At 49.1% G+C, this 17871-nt stretch carries 18 protein-coding genes; 14 read left to right on the plus strand and 4 right to left on the minus strand.

Translation table 11 applies throughout. The features are described 5' to 3' along the window. Nucleotide 1: 1 nt before the first annotated feature. From D328_RS30610 to cysC, 12 genes are all read left to right on the plus strand, one after another. Entirely contained in the window at nucleotides 2–187 is a 186-nt protein-coding gene (locus D328_RS30610; RefSeq protein WP_081625233.1) for a group II intron maturase-specific domain-containing protein, read from the plus strand. A gap of 203 nt (nucleotides 188–390) precedes the next feature. Continuing rightward, nucleotides 391–840: a flavodoxin gene (locus D328_RS0106620; protein WP_018884187.1), complete on the plus strand. Its 450-nt coding sequence runs from the start codon at nucleotides 391–393 to the stop codon at nucleotides 838–840. Between the two features lie 27 nt (nucleotides 841–867). After that, nucleotides 868–1650, plus strand: coding sequence for a hypothetical protein (locus D328_RS0106625; RefSeq protein ID WP_018884188.1), 783 nt, complete (start codon nucleotides 868–870; stop codon nucleotides 1648–1650). 372 nt (nucleotides 1651–2022) lie between these two features. Beyond that, entirely contained in the window at nucleotides 2023–2676 is a 654-nt protein-coding gene (locus D328_RS0106630) for an HlyD family secretion protein (RefSeq protein ID WP_018884189.1), read from the plus strand. 11 nt (nucleotides 2677–2687) lie between these two features. Next, nucleotides 2688–4199 (plus strand): DHA2 family efflux MFS transporter permease subunit, encoded by a 1512-nt coding sequence (locus D328_RS0106635; protein WP_018884190.1) that lies wholly within the window; start codon nucleotides 2688–2690, stop codon nucleotides 4197–4199. A gap of 169 nt (nucleotides 4200–4368) precedes the next feature. Continuing rightward, a complete protein-coding gene (locus D328_RS0106640) occupies nucleotides 4369–5835 on the plus strand; it encodes an efflux RND transporter periplasmic adaptor subunit (protein ID WP_026281036.1) in 1467 nt (488 codons plus the stop codon). 297 nt (nucleotides 5836–6132) lie between these two features. After that, nucleotides 6133–6972, plus strand: a complete 840-nt coding sequence (locus tag D328_RS0106645; protein WP_018884192.1) for an STM4015 family protein — start codon at nucleotides 6133–6135, stop codon at nucleotides 6970–6972. Nucleotides 6973–7029: 57 nt separating this feature from the next. Next, nucleotides 7030–8373 (plus strand): STM4014 family protein, encoded by a 1344-nt coding sequence (locus D328_RS0106650; RefSeq protein ID WP_324608925.1) that lies wholly within the window; start codon nucleotides 7030–7032, stop codon nucleotides 8371–8373. Between the two features lie 44 nt (nucleotides 8374–8417). Continuing rightward, nucleotides 8418–9200, plus strand: a complete 783-nt coding sequence (locus D328_RS0106655) for an STM4013/SEN3800 family hydrolase (protein ID WP_018884194.1) — start codon at nucleotides 8418–8420, stop codon at nucleotides 9198–9200. A gap of 166 nt (nucleotides 9201–9366) precedes the next feature. Then, a complete protein-coding gene (locus D328_RS0106660) occupies nucleotides 9367–10713 on the plus strand; it encodes an STM4012 family radical SAM protein (protein WP_154658997.1) in 1347 nt (448 codons plus the stop codon). Beyond that, nucleotides 10710–11600 (plus strand): STM4011 family radical SAM protein, encoded by an 891-nt coding sequence (locus tag D328_RS0106665; protein WP_018884196.1) that lies wholly within the window; start codon nucleotides 10710–10712, stop codon nucleotides 11598–11600. Before D328_RS0106660 ends, D328_RS0106665 begins: the two co-directional genes overlap by 4 nt. Continuing rightward, complete coding sequence (cysC, locus tag D328_RS28465; protein WP_018884197.1) at nucleotides 11597–12208, plus strand: adenylyl-sulfate kinase; 612 nt, start codon at nucleotides 11597–11599, stop codon at nucleotides 12206–12208. Before D328_RS0106665 ends, cysC begins: the two co-directional genes overlap by 4 nt. A 154-nt stretch (nucleotides 12209–12362) precedes the next feature. Here the strand turns inward: cysC and D328_RS0106675 are convergent, their stop codons facing one another. From D328_RS0106675 to D328_RS0106690, 4 genes are all read right to left on the minus strand, one after another. After that, nucleotides 12363–12641: a YxcD family protein gene (locus tag D328_RS0106675; protein ID WP_018884198.1), complete on the minus strand. Its 279-nt coding sequence runs from the start codon at nucleotides 12639–12641 to the stop codon at nucleotides 12363–12365. A 6-nt stretch (nucleotides 12642–12647) separates the two neighbouring features. Continuing rightward, nucleotides 12648–13103 carry a hypothetical protein gene (locus tag D328_RS0106680; protein ID WP_018884199.1) on the minus strand — a complete coding sequence of 152 codons (456 nt, stop codon included), beginning with the start codon at nucleotides 13101–13103 and terminating at the stop codon, nucleotides 12648–12650. Nucleotides 13104–13345: 242 nt separating this feature from the next. After that, nucleotides 13346–13915, minus strand: a complete 570-nt coding sequence (locus D328_RS0106685) for a PadR family transcriptional regulator (RefSeq protein ID WP_018884200.1) — start codon at nucleotides 13913–13915, stop codon at nucleotides 13346–13348. Nucleotides 13916–14242: 327 nt separating this feature from the next. Then, nucleotides 14243–14815: a beta-class carbonic anhydrase gene (locus tag D328_RS0106690; RefSeq protein WP_018884201.1), complete on the minus strand. Its 573-nt coding sequence runs from the start codon at nucleotides 14813–14815 to the stop codon at nucleotides 14243–14245. A 148-nt stretch (nucleotides 14816–14963) separates the two neighbouring features. Between D328_RS0106690 and D328_RS0106695 the strand changes: the two genes are divergently transcribed. Together D328_RS0106695 and D328_RS0106700 are read left to right on the plus strand one after the other, a co-directional pair. Next, nucleotides 14964–16481 carry a carboxypeptidase M32 gene (locus D328_RS0106695; RefSeq protein ID WP_018884202.1) on the plus strand — a complete coding sequence of 506 codons (1518 nt, stop codon included), beginning with the start codon at nucleotides 14964–14966 and terminating at the stop codon, nucleotides 16479–16481. Nucleotides 16482–16863: 382 nt separating this feature from the next. After that, entirely contained in the window at nucleotides 16864–17865 is a 1002-nt protein-coding gene (locus D328_RS0106700) for an ABC transporter substrate-binding protein (RefSeq protein ID WP_018884203.1), read from the plus strand. The last annotated feature ends 6 nt before the right edge of the window (nucleotides 17866–17871 follow it).

Genomic DNA, 17871 nt, shown 5'->3' on the forward strand with positions numbered 1-17871 from the left:
GATTCAAGGATGGAGAAATTACTACTACACGAACCACAGCCAAAAGAGATTAGCCAAGCTGGATTGGTATATTCTGCAGCGATTAACCCGGTGGTATGCAAAGAAGAGGCAGCGCAGGAGTTGGATGAGTTCAGGACCTGAAGTCAAGTATATTGCTAACATGTATGGACTAAAAACGTTATTGTGATCTGCATGCCCATGAAAGACGAACATCGGAAAGCCGTATGAGGGAAAACCTCATGTACGGTTTGATGAGGAGGGGCTGGTTTGAATCCAGCCCTTTACTCTAGAGAAATAATGCTTCATTTTTTATATTTGACAATGAGAATCATTATCAAATATGATGGATATAGAATATGGATCATGAGCCAGAAAGCGAGGATTATATAGATGAAATTTATCATTGTGTACGCAAGCATGACAGGAAATACCGAGGAGATTGCCGAGCTGATTGCGGAGGGGATTCGTCAGGAGGGGCATGAAGTCGTATTGAAGGAATCCCATGAGTGCAGTGCTTCACAGTTGCTGGAGTATGATGGATACATTATGGGATTGTACACATGGGGCGACGGAGAGCTTCCTGATGAATTTGAGGATTTCTTCGAGGAGCTGGATGAAGTGGATCTCGCGGGTACGCGCACTGCACTGTTCGGCAGCGGAGATACATCCTATGCGGAATTCTGTGGAGCCGTAGATTTGCTCGAAAATAAGATCAAGGAGCGCGGAGCTACTGTGGTGCAGGAGAGTCTGAAGCTTGAATTCAATCCAAGGGATGATGAGAAGGAGACTTGCCGCTCCTTTGGACGTCAGTACGTACAACATAGCAAAGAACCGGTATGACACATGTCAAGAGGGGAGTGAAGCTGGATGAAGAATGCTGATCAGGAATCGGTCTCCCTTCCGCTGCTGATGGACTATCAGATCGAGCATTTGTGGCGTTGCCCTTATCGGCTTCAGAAGGCGGAGCAGAAATCGAACCGCAGACAAAGCTGGGACTGGGAGCATCATGTGCAATACGCGGTTGGTCACGCTCTTAGTGAGTACTATCACCTGCGCCCTGAGGTCAGGAATGAAATTCCGCTGCAATATATGCTGGAGAAATGGTGGCCCAAGCGGCCAGATGGCTTCGAATCCGTAACGCATTATTGGGAGATGAAGGAGCAAATCACTGCGGGAATCTACAAAGTAGGGACCTCGAATCAGGACCTGGGCGTACCAGTCCTATTATACGAGCAATTCCGTACACCAATCCCAGACTTGGCAATCGAGCTGTCAGTTATTATTCAAGCGATGTGGCAGCAGGCTGATCAAGGGCAGCCGATGCTGGTACAGAAATATTTGGTCAGCTACCATGAAGCTGTAGTTGAGGCTTACCGCCATCTGGTGACCGTCTTTTGTTACTATGCCTTTGGTCGGCTTCCTTCCAGCATTGAGGTTTTTTGCTTGCTGGAGAATCGTAGATTGACCTTCTTTACGCATCGCCAGTCCTTAAGTCAGGCTATGGATTATGTAGCTTTGCTGCGCGATTCCTTGAAGGATGTCCAGCGGAGCAGCCGCGAATGCCAGTGCGCATCGTGTGTGTCCCGGCGAATGAGCTATTTGAATCGAGTGGAGTCAGCAGGGGAAGGGCCAGGTAGACTACTGAGCTGAGTAGGTATTTGAGCTTTTCAAATATGGTTATTGTGAAAGTACATATAACGGTTGTTTCAGGCTTTGCGGCATTTCGCCAGTCCTGAGCAACCGTTTTTTGTTGTGATTCATACAGAATATTTTGGTATTGAGCAAATTTTGTTATTGATTATTTGAAGAATACTTATATAATATATCATTAGTTTCATATGTTAAAATTGTAATATGGTTCTTCATGACTAGGTGTAAGAGACAGTCAGAACAACAGGAGATCGCACATGATGTAGAGCAAATAAGGGGATGAGGGACATGTTGATTAGGTAAAAATGTAAAATGTTTCAAATTGTTAATGTTACATTTTCATAATAAATATAGAACTGGAGTGGAAAGGCAGTGAGCAAGAAGACAATATTGCCGGTGTTAGTCATTTTATTGATTCTCAGCGGCGGAACAATCGGATTCTATTACTGGTATCAGGGTTCTCATTTTGTGAAGAGTGAGGATGCTCGAATTCAGGCGGATGCCTACAAGGTTATGCCCTTGATCTCAGCGGAAATTACACATATTGATGTGGAAGAAGGCGACGAATTGCTCAAGGATGAGCCTGTGGCAGAGCAGGACGTTAGTGGACTGGATTCCAGCATGATTAACAAATCCGTTCTCCATGCCCCGATCAGTGGCACCGTCATCAAGGTGCATGCCAAGGAGCATGAAATGGGGACATCTGGGCAGGCTGTAGTGACGATGGCCGACATGAATAGTTTGTACGTATCAGCGAACATTGAAGAGACAGACATTAGTCGCATCGCGGCTGGGCAGCTAGTGGACGTTACGCTGGATGCAGCAGGCAACCGTTCGATTCAAGGGAAGGTCAGAACCATTGGCCAAGCTACGAACTCCGTCTTCTCCTTGATCTCTTCCGTCAATACGAGTGGTAACTATAATAAGGTAACACAGCGAATTCCCATTGAAATTGAATTGAACGTTCCCGAAGGCATGAAGCTCATCCCTGGCTCGAACGTTGAAGTGAAAATCCATACAAAATAGGAGGGGTAAACGTGGCTGATACGGAAATCACGACCTCTCCACCAGGTGCTGACAAGGAAAGCTGGCTGGCATTTATGGCCATTGTACTCGGAGCGTTCGTCGCTATCCTTAATAACAGTCTGATTAATGTCGCGATTCCAAAGCTGACTACGGATCTCGGCTCAACGACCTCCCGTATTCAATGGGTAATAACTGGTTATACCCTGGCTTCGGGGGTGATCGTTCCGATTACCGGGTACATGGAGCAGAAGATTGGCTACAAGAAATTTCTCATCCTTGCGCTGAGCATCTTCGCGATCGGAACGGCTATTTGTGCTTTGGCGTGGAGCGACAGCTCCTTGATTGCGGCACGCGTGCTGGCTGGCTTGGGTGGAGGCGTCATCATGCCGCTGAGCATGACAATTGTCTACAAGATCATTCCACGACATCAGATCGGTATGGCACTTGGAATATGGGGGATTGCAGCGATGGCTGCTCCTGCCGTAGGTCCGACGCTCAGTGGTTATTTGATCGAGTGGGTCAACTGGAGATTCCTGTTCATCGTGTGTCTGCCTGTAACGGTATTGGCGATTCTGCTAGTGGTCTTCCTGATCAAGGAGCCAGAGAAGGGGACGCCGAGGGCGTTTGACCTGCCCGGCTTTGTACTGGCTGCGACTTGTGCAGGAACACTCCTGTATGCTCTATCCAACGGACAGAGTGACGGCTGGACTTCTTTCAAGATCGTAGGTCTGTTATTCATAGCTGTCTGGTCCTTGATTTTCCTGATTTATGTGGAGAGTGGCAAGGAGAACGCAGTGATTGAGATTTCCTTGTTCAAAAATTTTAAATACAGCATTAGCGTAGTGGCCTCCAGCTTGGTCATGATGGGGATGTATGGCGGGACCTTCCTGACTCCGTTGTTTTTGCAAAATATTCAGGGTGTCTCACCGATTGAGACAGGTATCATACTCATTCCCCAAGCGGTGGCGATGGCTGTCATGATGCCGATTGCTGGACGTCTATTCGATAAATACGGCATCGTGCCGCTCGGACTGGTGGGGCTGACACTCACAAGCTTCATGACTTATCACTTGCATCTGCTTACACCAGATACATCCCATGCATGGCTAGAGACCGTCATGGCGCTACGCGGCATCGGAATCGGCATTTGTATGATGCCTCTATCGACAGTAGGGATGAACGCCGTTCATCCAAGCAAGGTAGCCAACGCCTCCACGGCCTCTAACTTGGTGCGTACGGTATCGGCTTCGATGGCGATTGCGGTCTTTACATCCATTATGCAGAGCCGATCGGCAGTGCATGCACAGCATGTATCCGAGTCGATTACTGCAGATGCGGCTCACACTTTTCAGAGTATGCTGGGCAGTGGCTGGACCTCTACGGTCTCCAAGCTGATTCAGTTGGATGCTGCATCACGAGGTATTGCGGATACGTTTTTGATCTCATCGGTTCCGTTATTTTGCGCGATACCGCTTATTTTGCTGTTCATCGGTCAGCGTAAGCAGCGTGAGCAGGCTTCATAAGCACGCATTATAATGATGGATTGTAATTCCGGCTTTGTAAGTAGGGATGTTCATCACGGATTCTAAGCAACGCGTTACACAAAACGGCATTCAGATGAAGGGCTATGAAGTACCAGGTCTGTCTGTCGTACAACAGATTATGATGTCATCAGTAAAGAAGGGAATAGCTATGATAAAAATGCAAATGCAGCGGGCATTGCCTGTCCTAATAGTAACAACTGCCCTCCTGTCGGGCTGCGCAACAAGTACGCCAGCAACAGGGGAAATGGTTGTGCCTGTGAAGGTGTACCAGTCGCAAGAAGGCATCCTTGGTCACGGAAGCCAATATACGGGCACGATTACACCTGCCGAAACGGTAAACATCGTACCGAAAATATCCGGTCGCGTGGCGGCTCTTCAAGTCGATGTAGGGTCCGAGGTCAAGAAGGGACAAGTGCTCTTCACACTGGAGGATCAGGACCTGCGCAATAATGTGGCTAAAGCCGAGGCAGCAGCTACCGCAGCAGCAGCGGGTGTAGAGACGGCGACCGTCTCGCATGAATCCAGCATGGTCCAAGCACAGTCAGGGGTAGTGCAGTCCAAGAGCGGTGTTATTCAATCCCGCAATGGGCTCAGCCAGGCTAGCAATGCAGTCACACAAGCCGAGTCTGCCGTTAAGCAGAGTACGAATGGAGTGACCACGGCAAAAAATGCAGTTAAGCAGACCCAGCAGGCTTTGGAGGATTCGCAGCGGAATCTTAGTCGAATCCAGACCTTGTTCGAAGAGGGAGCGGCTACAAAATCCCAGCTGGAGCAGGCTCAAACAAGCATGACTGCTGCCGAAACGGCACATAGCAATGCTGAGAACGCACAAGCGAATGCCGAGCAGCAGCACATCGCGGCCCAGAAGGCGCTGGAGACAGCTCGTCAAGCCTATGCGAATGCCAATAGCTCATTTAGCAATGCCTCCAGTGGATACGGAAATGCTGAGCATCAGCTTGAGGTATCACGCAGTACGGCAGCTATTACTGCAAGTCAGGAATCGTTGAAGCAGGCACAGATTAACAAGGATATTGCACAAAATGCCCTGAAGGACAGCGTCATTACCTCGCCAATTAACGGTGTAGTAGGGGCCCGAAATATGGAAACGGGAGAGATGGTATCTCCTCAGGCAGCGGCATTAGTAGTGACGAATCTGAGCAAGGTCAATACCTTGATCTATGTGCCATCCGAGGACATTAATCAGATTAAGCCAGGCGACCGCGTTCAGGTACGAGCTACCGCCTTCGATTACGTAACCTCAGGGACGGTCAAGACGATCAGCCCGCTAAGCCAGAATGGAAAAGGCTACCCGGTGAAGATTGAAGTGGATAATGCTGATATGAGCTTTAAGGCAGGGATGCTGGCAGCCGTCAGCTTCGCAGATCATGATGCCGAGTCCGGGATTCTGGTTCCTAGCTCTGCCGTACAGCACGTAGATGAGCATGATTATGTGTATGTTGCTCAAGAAGGGGTAGCTGTACGTAAAGAGGTCAAGATCGGGCAAACAGCCGGTTCGCAGACACTGTTAACAGGCGGAATTGGAAAGGGAGAGTCCGTTATTACCAATAAACTGGCTTTGCTGGAGGACCATACTCCAATTCGTGTTTCCCAATAAGTTGTAATATGCAGTTGTTATAATTGTTGTTGCTGTATATAAGCGGTGTTGCCGATAGTCGGTAGCACCGTTTTTTGTTCTGCAAATTCAAGTGCTAATTGCGGCAAGGTTGTAGAACGAGCTAAATAAGCATGAAAGCGGCTGGAGGTCCAAACGTTCACCATAGTTGCGCGGACCCGAGCTCTGAACATCTTCAGTTCAATCTATATAGTGTGAATTGTCAAATTTTGACGAGAAGCAGGTCGGTCATTTACACTAAGAGTGGCCTTTTTCATATGATAAATGGAGGGATTCACGATGGAAATCAAGTTATCCTTGGATTATGAAGCCTATGAAGGTGGAGCAGTAATGGTGGACCTGGTTCGTGAGCTGGCGGGGAAGCCGGAGAGCACAGAGGTGACCTCATTGATCATTGGTGACTGGGGCGGAGCCTATGAGCAGGGCCCAGAGGATTTTGTGGAAGAGCTGATTGCACAAAAGGAACAGTTCCCGCAATTAAAGAAGCTGTTTATTGGAGACATGGGCTACGAGGAATGTGAGGTATCCTGGATCAATCAAGCGAATCTGGGGCCGCTGCTGCAGGCTTTTCCCCAGCTGGAGTCGTTCACGGTCAAGGGAAGTACAGATCTGGAGCTTGACCCGCTGAATCATGACCATTTACAGGAGCTCGTCATTATTTGTGGTGGACTTCCAAAAAGAGTCCTTCATCAAATCCATGCAGCCTCTCTACCGGAGCTACGGAAGCTGGAGCTGTATCTTGGGGTTGAGGACTATGGCTTTGATGGACAAATGGAGGATATCTTACCATTTCTGAACCAGAATCCTTTTCCGAAGCTGACTTATCTTGGGCTCAAGGATAGTGAGCTACAGGACGAGATTGCAATCGCTGCTGCACAGTCCCCGGTGCTGAGTCAATTGGAGTTGCTTGACCTCTCCATGGGCACGCTATCGGATCAAGGAGCTGAGGCTCTGCTGGCAAGCGAGAGTGTGCGTAAGCTCAAGCATCTGAATCTAAGCTACCATTACATGTCGGATGAGATGCTGCTGAAATGGAAACAAAGTGGACTGTCTGTAGATGTAAGTGAACAGCAAGAGTCTGATGAGGATGATTGGCGTTATCCGGCATTGACCGAATAGGATGTGCCATAGACATTAGTGAATGTAGCTGATGAACGTAGCAAAGGTGGGATCATCATGAATCGCGCGACATGTAGGCAGGTAGGCGAGGGGATGCCTGACATCTATGCAGACAGCCCTCATGTGGACAACATCGCCTGGATGAGGAATGTGCCTTACATTGTCATCGGTAATTCAGGCAATAAGCGCATACTCGGTATTCAACAAGCCAGAGACAGTCTCGGATTGCAACCACCCATAGTGCTGAGCTACCTTGAACTGCTGGAATGGAAGCGTAGGGGGCGACACCTGTCGGAAATGCCTGAGTTGATGGCGGTGCATGTTAATCGTTCAGCCAGCGCCAGAGGCCCAGTCCTGCGTCTTGATGCTCCAGGTGATCATTTTGGTGTAGAAATGGAGCTTATCGCTCTAGGCGCTGAAGAGAGCATAGGCGACGATAGCCTGCTGCCCATGAAGGGCAGTCTAGCTACGGGAAGAATGCTCTTGGCAGAGCAGGCCAGAGCATTGCAGCCGCATCCAGGGCGTATTTGGTATCCTGCGCAGTGGTTCAAAGGCTACTGCCGATTGCTGGCATGGCTTCGCTCGGAAATGCTACTACTATGGCCTGAACACCACTGGATCAATGATCCTGTGGAGATTCCAGTCATGTTCGACAAGCGTTGCACCAGTATCCGTCTGTCTTCAGCAGGGGTGAGAGTCCCTCAATCGCTGCATGGGCACTCATTAAGGCCTTCTGCGAAGCATTGCCCTGCGGATGTTGCGATTCCAGGAAGCGGTGAGGAACTGAGAGAGAACTTGCAGAATGCAGGCATGCATCGCGCATTCATCAAGCTGTTCTGCGGCTCTGCTGCTTCGGGTGTGATTGCCTATCAATTTCATCCGGTGACGGGGAAAGAAATTGCCCAGACGACGATTGGAATGGAGCAAAGCAGAGGTGAGCTCGTATTCTACAACTCTGGCCGCCTACACAAGTATACCGACGCAGCAAGCATCGGGCGACTATTAGACTGGCTATGTCACGAGGGAGTACATGTGGAGCGCTGGATTCCCAAAGCTTCCATTCACGGGAAAGCCTTCGATGTCCGGCAGCTAGTACACCGGGGCAAGGCCTGCCATGCCGTGCTACGTGCAAGCCGAACACCGATTACCAATCTTCACCTGCGCAACGAACGTCTTCAGCCTGAGGAGGCAGGGCTAGCCAATCCTATCCTGCAGAAGGTGGCAGCAACAGCCGAGCAAGCTCTTGCGGCGTTTCCACATTCCACGACAGCGGGAGTGGATGTATTGGTTCCTGCGGACGGCAGCGCACCCTATGTGGTGGATATGAATCCTTATGGTGATCTGCTGTATCATGTTCGCTATGAAGGCATGGACACGTATACGTGGGAAATGGCGCATTAAATATAGAGTAAGATAGACAACTGCAATGACAAGGAGGGTGCCGAATGCCAGATATGAATGAGATTGTAGGTACCCATGACATCCTGATGATTACACTGGATACGCTGCGTTATGATGTAGCCAAGCTGGAGGAGGAGCATTGTCCGAACCTGTGTGCGGACGGCCCCTGGGAGAAGAGACATACACCAGGAAGCTTTACCTATGCGGCTCACCATGCCTTCTTTGGTGGATTTCTACCGACGCCAGCGAACACCGACAAAGCCTCACATGTAAGGCTGTTTCATACGAAAAATACAGGACTGCCCACGCACCCCCATAGCTGGTTGTTTGATGCCCCTGACCTGGTAACAGGACTACAGCAGGAAGGGTATCGGACCATTTGTATAGGTGGTGTCATCTTCTTCACCAAAAAGAACAAGCTGGCCAAGGTTCTGCCATCATACTTTATGGAAAGCTACTGGCGGATGACCTTCGGTGTAACGAACCCGAGATCCACGGAGCATCAAGTAAATCATGCGCTAAAGCTTCTAGCTGATGCTGATCCTGCGCAGCGGCTATTTATGTTTTTGAATGTGTCGGCTCTGCATGGCCCCAATCATTATTTTGTACCGGGTGCGAAGAAGGATTCCATCGAGACCCAGAGAGCGGGGCTTCGATATGTGGATGAGCAATTGGGGCCACTGTTCGAAGCGATGCGCAGACGCTCCAAGACCTTCTGCATGGTGTTCTCGGATCATGGAACGGCCTACGGAGAGGATGGCTATGAAGGGCATCGGCTAGCACACGAGGTCGTCTGGAATGTGCCATATCGCGAATTCTTCCTGTGATGAGAAATATCGTGCAGCAGACAGCAGATTGAAGTATGAACAGGGGCTTGATGTCCTGATGGAGCATAAATGAGAGGAGGGAGCATTAATGAGTACCGTGCCCGAGGAACCGGCTCTGTCCATGAATCGTGGCGGCTCTACACATCAGAGTAAGAGGCCACAGCGAATGAACAGAGCAGATTGGCCGCAGCACTGGATCGAATGGGAGGCAGGACTACGGGAGGCCCCCTATCGTTCTTATTTATACTCTTATCCACATAAGACGGCATATCATGAGATTAATCCACCGATTCCATTATCCACCCTATGGAGTAAGGAGAAGCTGGAGAGCTATTTTTTGTACATGCATATCCCGTTTTGCGGTGCGAGATGCGGCTTCTGCAATCTCTTCACGCTCCCGGATCGAAGAGCTGATGTCCATGTGGAGTACGTGGATGCGCTTGAGCGTCAGGCACGTGAATGGGCTCCATTTGTGAAGGGAAGTCCGTTCTCTCGCTTTGCGATTGGTGGTGGAACACCTACTTTGCTGTCAGCGGAGCTGCTGGAGCGGGTATTCCATATTGCCAAGCAAGAGATGGGGCTGGATACGGAGCAAGTCTCCATTTCGGTGGAGACCTCACCAGATACAGTTACTCCCGATCGGCTGGAGGTGCTGAAGAAGCACCGTACCGATCGAATCAGCATGGGCATTCAGAGCTTTGTAGAAGAGGAGAGCATAGCCATTCATCGACCGCAAAAGCCCGCTCTGGTCCGACAGGCATTGGGTATGCTACAAGAGTATCGTTTCCCGCTACTAAATGTAGACCTGATCTATGGACTACCTGGGCAGACGGTAGAGTCGTGGCTGTATTCGCTGGAACAGGCTCTGTCGTACAATCCCGGTGAAATTTTTATTTACCCACTATATATTCGTGAGAATACCATTCTCAAGCCTGGACAGACAGGTCTAGAGAAGGATATTCGCCTTGAGCTATACAAGGCCGCGAGTCAACGGCTTCTGCAGGCTGGCTATAAGCAGTTCTCCATGCGACGCTTTGCACGTGAGGGTGCAGGTACCACGAAATCACTGCTTCCCTACAGCTGTCAGGAGGAAGGAATGGTAGGTCTGGGCTGCGGCGCACGCTCGTATACTCAGGGCGTTCATTACGCTTCCAGATACGGTACGAGCATTGCAGCAACACGGCATATTCTTGCAGATTATGTGGCAGCCAAGCGACATGATGCCGTGGACTACGGCTTCATCTTGAATGAAGAGGAGCGGCAGCGTCGTTTCATCCTGAAGGCACTTCTCCATGCAGAGGGGCTGGAGCTTGCAGCCTATAGTGAGCGCTTTGGCGCAGAGCCCTTCGTTCACGTACCAGAGCTGTCGATGCTGGTCGGTACTGGAGTTGCATATATTGAAGAGAACGTTCTTCGGCTGACAGAGGAGGGCATGGGCTACTCGGATGCCATTGGGGATTGGTTGATTTCATCCGATGTTCGTAACCGAATGGAAGGATATGTACACGCATGAGGGCGACTTTATATTATCGAGGGACACTATCCTCTTGTAATTATACTTGTCCATATTGTCCTTTCAGCAAGACGAAGGATTCGCGTGAGACACTAATGCTTGATCGCAGACAGCTGGCGGAATTTGTAGACTGGGTTGAAGCACAGCAGGAGCAGGGGCATACGCTGTCGATCTTTTTTAATCCCTATGGCGAGGCGTTGATTCATTCCTGGTATCGCGAGGCTCTGGTACGTTTATCCCATATGCCTCATATCGAGAAGTTATCCATTCAGACGAATCTATCCGTGAAGCTGGACTGGACAGAGCAATTGCAGCCAGGGAAAATGTCATTCTGGGCGACTTATCATCCAGGTCAGACACAGGAAGACCACTTTCTGTCTCAATGTCAAGCCATCCACAGCCGTGGGCTTGGACTCAGTGTTGGGACGGTGGGGATTCGTCAGTCGTTTCCAGCTATTCGCACCCTCCGGGCCCAGCTTCCGAAGGAGGTCTATATGTGGGTGAATGCCTTCAAAGACCGCCCACACTATTATACGCCCGCGGAGATAGAGGAATTAACCGCTCTTGATCCTCACTTTGGATGGAATGTACAGGATTATCCGAGTCAGGGCAAGGCTTGTGCAGCAGGAGAGACGGTCTTCTACGTGCAGGGGAATGGGAATGTCAAACGATGCTACAAGGATCGGCAAGTCATCGGCCATCTCTATCGGCAAGGACTTGAGGGATTGGCTGCTGAGCGAAGCTGTCGCATGAAGATGTGCGGCTGTCACATCGGATATATCCATATGAAGGGGCATCCGATTGGTGAGCAATTCGGCGGAGGACTGCTGGAACGGATTCCAGGTCGACCGATACCGCAAGAGGACAGGGAGGTGCAGCAGGCATGATACAGGCTCGTACGCCGCTTCTGAGACGAGACAAGGAACAGCTTAACGAGCATACAGCAGCCGTAATCTGGTTAACGGGTCTGCCCGGTGCAGGCAAATCCACGCTTGCTATAGAGCTTGAGCATATCTTGCATGAGAAGGGCATTCGAACGGCCCTCTTGGATGGGGATGTATTGCGCCAAGGCCTTAATCGTGATCTGGGGTTTACTGCCGAGGCACGAGCAGAGAATATTCGAAGGACAGCCGAAGCCGCACGTCTACTAGCGAATGCGGGAGTGGTCACCATCTGTGCTCTGATTTCACCCTACGAAGCAGATCGTCACCAGGCCAGAGAGATCATCGGGCCCATTCCGTTCTGCGAGGTGTATGTGGATTGTGACCTTGATATTTGCGAAAGTCGTGATCCTAAGGGAATGTATCGGAAGGCACGAAGTGGAGATATTCCGAATTTTACAGGAGTCAGCGCACCCTATGAGGTGCCCACTCACCCAGAGCTGCGAATTGCGACTGGGCACAACGATGTGAAGCAATCGATCGATGAGCTGCTGTCCGGGCTGTCCGCACTGCAGTTGATTCGAAACGTGAGATTGGATAACGTTCATCACTAGAGCCATTTGAATTTTGAACATTAGAGACAATCAAATTCAGCGATGCAGAAAAGATGGGTCTGATTCTAGCTTATGTGCAAAAAGGGGATTCCCCGGTTCATGGAACCATCGGGAATCCCCTTTGCTATTAACGTATATCTATTCGGTGTTCAGACTACGTGCGAATATGAGCTGTGATCTCTTCATCCAAATGCAGCGTCAAATCCTCACGATAGGCCCGAATCTGATATTCGGTATGCACGTATCTCAGGATAGCTTCAGTAATGTTGGACTCGACCAGATACTGACTTCTGCCATGAACCCATACTTCAGCAGTGTAGCCTGTGTCCTCATCCCAGCTAAGTTCGACCGAAATATCGGTCGGGCTTACTTGCTTGCGTTCAGCCATATGAAGGCAGACCGCGTTTATAATTTCATCCATGCTAATAACCATAGTTTATCAACGTCCTTGGTGAGAATCATTGACTTTGCGGCGATTTTTGAAGTTGCGATACAGTGCGAATGCAGCTACCACAATCAGATAAATAACGAGCAGGTTCACTGCAAGACCCAGGATCTCACCCAGTCCACCCATACCAGCGAACAGTCCGCCAAACAGCAAGCCTGCAATACCGCCGATCATCAGGCCCTTCATGAGTCCGCCACCACCGAACATGCCACCACCCGTAGTACGGTTTGCCGTGTTGGAAGCAGCGCCATTCGTGTTGTTCGTGCCGCTGTCGCTCTTGTTGACGTTACTGCTGTTGTTGGCTTTGTTAGGTGTCTGCTGGTAGCTCTTGACTCCGGATTTGAAGCCGCCTCGTCTAGCATCTGCCGTGGAAGGCGCAGCCAAGGCAAAGATTAAGGTGAAGGCCATCATAATCATGGTGAATTTTTTAAGTGAGAATGCTTTCATTAATATCGAATACCTCCATTTAATTTAAATTAATCATCTTACTCAGCCGCTTACACATGTTATACGAATCAGCTGGAGAAGGGTTTCAAAAATAATTAATAAAAAAATGATAATTTTATGCGTGCAATACGAACGAGTAATTCAATGCCTCTTTTTTTACCGCAGAGCACTAATGTGATCTGAAACAGTTCTGAATGGCAGATCAGCTCGGGAGTAATCAGGTCCAAATTCCGATTAAGTTACTAGCTGTTGAGCGTCAAGAATGGATTGTTATCAGCTCTTACATCACCCGTAGCGAGCATGCGAAGCACCATCTGGCACCATTCCAGACCAGCCTTGGCATTCAAGAGACCCTTCTGTACCAGAATGAAATCGCCGAAGGAAGGGCTGCCGAAATGCAAATTATCTGTCGGGATGTTCTCCAGAATCTTTTCGAAATATTGAATGCGTCCTGTAAAATGCCGTTTGCGTTCTTCCAGCATACGGACGGCACTGCCCTGATCAGCAAGCCATAGACAGAATAGGCGAAGACTCAGCTCATCCCTCGTAACGGGTGGGGCTGCAGACTCTTGAGTCCATTGCTGCAAAGTATGAATACCTTTGTCTGTAATGGAATACATTTTCTTGTCGGGTTTGTCCGATTGCTGAATCCAACGGGAGGACAGAAGTCCGTTCTTCTCCATACGTGATAGCAACGGGTAGATCTGACTGTGCTTGGCTTGCCAAAAAGGCTGAATCTCCAGCATCAGATCGTAGCCCGAGGATTCCCGTCTAGCGAGCAATCCTAATAAACCATAGGATAGCAAATTCATATTGAATAGTCTCCTTCATCCAATTTGCGAACATGTTGTACATTTGAATCGGCGGCTGAGCGGTCTGCTGCATACGAGCAGCCACTTTTTCAGCGTTTTGCACATCCCATTACAGCGTCATCAAGCACAATATTATACGCAAAGTATTGAACTGCACTATAAATATTGTTCGTTGAAAATCACTTATTGGATTGATGCAAAAGGCTTATATAAAAGTGTACACTGAAACTGTATGGTTTGACAACTTGTGCTCTGAATTGCTTATGTAACAGAAAGAGGCCGATTCCATATGTTTCCTGAAATCGGCCTCTCAAGTGTAGAGGGAACTTATGCTTTTTCCTGCTCGTAACCGTCTACTACTAAGGTAAGCTCACCTGTCTCTGGGTGAATAATCATGCCATGCACGGGCACTTCCGCAGGTAGTAACGGATGGTTCTTGATGACTCCCACAGTGCTTGTCACGCCTTCTGTGACATTTTCGAAGCCACGTAGCCATTTCTTAAGCTTGATACCTGAATTTTCTAGCGTACTTAGGACCTCTTGTGATATTCCGCGCTCCAGCATGTGTCCGATCATGACATCTGAGTTCAAGGCAGCCATGCCACATTCATGATGTCCGACGACAACGACTTCATCGGCGCCTAGCTCATAGATGGCTACCAGCACGCTCCGCATGACACTTCCGAAGGGTTGAGAGATGATCGCTCCGGCATTCTTGATGACTTTAACGTCTCCGTTACGAAAATTCATAGCACTATGCAATAACTCTACCAAACGGGTGTCCATACAAGTGATTAACACCATTTTTTTGTTGGGGAATTTGCCAGTCTTGAAGCTCTCGTATTCTTTTTTTTCCACGAAGGCTTTGTTATGTTCTAGTATTTGCTGGATCTGATTCACGTTCATTCCTCCTACATTTGCAAGTGATCTTAAAGCGGTGAATTACTTATTTCAAAATTTAGCTTTTGAAGCGGAATTGAATTTGATTATACGTAACTATAGAAGTATCATCAAGTAGTAAGCAAAAAAATGAAATGAGGTGGATAGTATGGCACAAGCACCAGCTGAGCGGCTCGAAGAGCTGAAGGAACTGGTTCGCAAGATTAAAAGCTATGTGGAGGCAATCGGACTCATGCATTGGGATCTAAGAACGGGAGCTCCCCGCAAAGGAGTCGATATCCGCTCGCAGACGATCGGAATGCTCACTACAGAATGCTTCAAGCTGCAGGTGTCGCCACAGATGGGCGAGCTGCTGAAGTATTTTGCTGATCCAGGAATCATGGCAGATCTTAGCGATACAGATCGACGACTGATTGAAGAATGCCGCACAGAATACGAGCGTAATCTTTCCGTTCCGGCGGACAAGATCAACGAGTACAGCATTCTCGCCGCGCAATCCGAGAGCTATTGGGAAGAAGCGAAGGCTAATAACGACTTTGCTGGCTTTGAACCCTACCTTACGAAGATTGTAGCCTTCAAGCAGGAATTTATTGAATACTGGGGCGTGAAGGATACTCGTTATGATACGCTGCTGGATATGTACGAGCCTGAGCTGACGGTTGCAAAGCTGGACGATGTGTTCGGAAGGCTTAAGAAAAGACTGGTACCACTATTGGAGCGTATTCAGGCATCTCCGCACCAGCCGACACACGATTTCTTACATAAGGACTATGATGTCAAGCAGCAAGAAGCATTCGGACTGTTCCTGCTCAAGGAAATGGGCTACGACTTCGAAGCGGGACGACTTGATGAGAGTGTGCATCCTTTTGCTACTGGACTGAATCCCGGGGATGTTCGCATCACGACTCACTACATGCCGAATGATGTCCTCAGTGCGATCTTCAGTTCTCTCCATGAAGGAGGGCATGCGCTGTATGAGCAAAATATCTCGCAGGAGCTGGCAGGTACGCTACTGGCTGAAGGAACCTCGATGGGGATTCACGAATCGCAGTCCCGTCTATGGGAAAATATGATTGGCCGAAGCAAACCATTCTGGCAGCGCTACTATAACGATCTGCAGAAGCATTTCCCAGAGCAATTGAAGGACGTGACGATGGAGCAGTTCTATCTGGCAGTGAATCGGGTGGAGAATTCCTTGATCCGGATTGAAGCTGATGAATTGACCTACAATCTTCATATTATTATCCGTTATGAGATCGAGAAGATGCTGTTCAACGAAGGTCTTGAGGTCAGTAAGCTACCAGAAGTATGGAATGAGAAGTACAAAGCGTATCTGGGGCTCACACCTCCAAGCAACAGTCAGGGAGTGCTACAGGACGTGCATTGGTCTGGCGGTGATTTTGGATATTTCGCCTCGTATTCTTTAGGAAATATGTATGCCGCACAAATTTTGGCGACGCTGCGTAAGGAAATGCCAGAATTCGATCATTATATCGCGCGTGGTGAGCTGCTGCCCATCAAGGAGTGGCTGACGGACAAAATTTATGTGTACGGCAAGAGCCGCACGCCTTCCGAATTGATCGAAGCTATTACAGGTGAGGAATTGAATCCGGATTATCTGGCTGATTATCTGGAGCAGAAGTATACTGAGATTTATAAGCTCTAGTCGAAATTGATCAGACCGAAATCGTTCTTAACGATAACGAATGTATGCTGCTGCGTTCCCATTAAGCTTGTTAGCAACTATGGGATAACACCGTTTGTCATGGCTGCATGTAGCACAAAAGGCCCTCCCAAGGAGGGCTTTTTTGTCGTTATCTCTGCGCGAAGCTTGCCCCAGTAGAAGGAGACATTGTTGCACAGTTTGTAACTTAAGCAATCATGGTAATCCCTGTCGAGATGCGTGCATGAATGGATAGTGTAGTGTATGTATTAAGTGCGGTGTGCATTGTAGAAAGATGGATGTAGCGTGGTATGTGCGATTAACCATTCCTGAAACATCTGCATAGTTATATAGAAAGTTTGAAGGTGAATTGGGAGGAATGGGGATGAGAACAGCCGGCTGGATCAAGACGGGAATGGCAGCAGTGCTGTGCGGGCTATTGCTCGGTGGCTGCGTGCCAAAGCAGCAAGGGATCGAGATACAACTAGGCGAGGTTGCGCGGACAATATTCTATGCACCGCAATATGTAGCACTGAGTCAGGGCTTTTTTGAAGAAGAGGGGCTAAATGTAGAGCTTACGACGATTCCCGGAGGGGATAAATCCATGACGGCTCTATTATCCAATCAATCGGATATTGCGCTAATCGGAGCAGAGACCTCTATATATGTAGCGCAGCAGGGGACAGAGGACCCTGTCATGAACTTTGCACAGCTAACGCAGACGGATGGGACCTTCCTGTTCGCGCGACATGCTGAAGGGCCCTTCGATTGGAACTCCCTGGTTGGGTCCAAGTTTTTGGGTCAACGCAAAGGCGGCATGCCGCAAATGGCGGGAGAATTTACATTGCGTAAGCAGGGGATTGATCCCCATCAGGATATGGAACTGATTCAGAACATAGATTTTGCGAATATTGCCTCGGCGTTCGCTTCAGGCACTGGCGATTATGTGCAGCTGTTCGAGCCACAGGCTTCGATCTTTGAACAGGAGGGCCGAGGCAAGGTGGTTGCTTCCTTTGGAGAAGAGAGTGGACAATTACCGTATACGGTCTACATGGCTAAACAGAGTTATATGAAGAAACATCCAGAGGCCATTCAGAAATTCACGAACGCAGTACACAAAGCCCAGCTGTGGGTAGACACGCATACAGCAGAGGAGATTGCCGAAGCGATCCTGCCATTCTTCAAGGATACCGACAAAGCAATTGTGGTCAGCAGTGTCAAACGGTACAAGGAGCAGGGGACATACGCCGTTAGCCCGGAAATCGACGAAGCAGAGTGGAATAATCTGCTGGATGTGCTGGACGGGGCTGGAGAGCTTCAGCGTCGGGTACCACTTACCGAGATTGTAGACAACAGTCATGCGCTGCAAGCCGCTTCGACCGAATAAATCATC

This window comes from Paenibacillus massiliensis 2301065 = DSM 16942 (genome assembly GCF_000377505.1).
GTDB lineage: Bacteria > Bacillota > Bacilli > Paenibacillales > Paenibacillaceae > Paenibacillus > Paenibacillus massiliensis.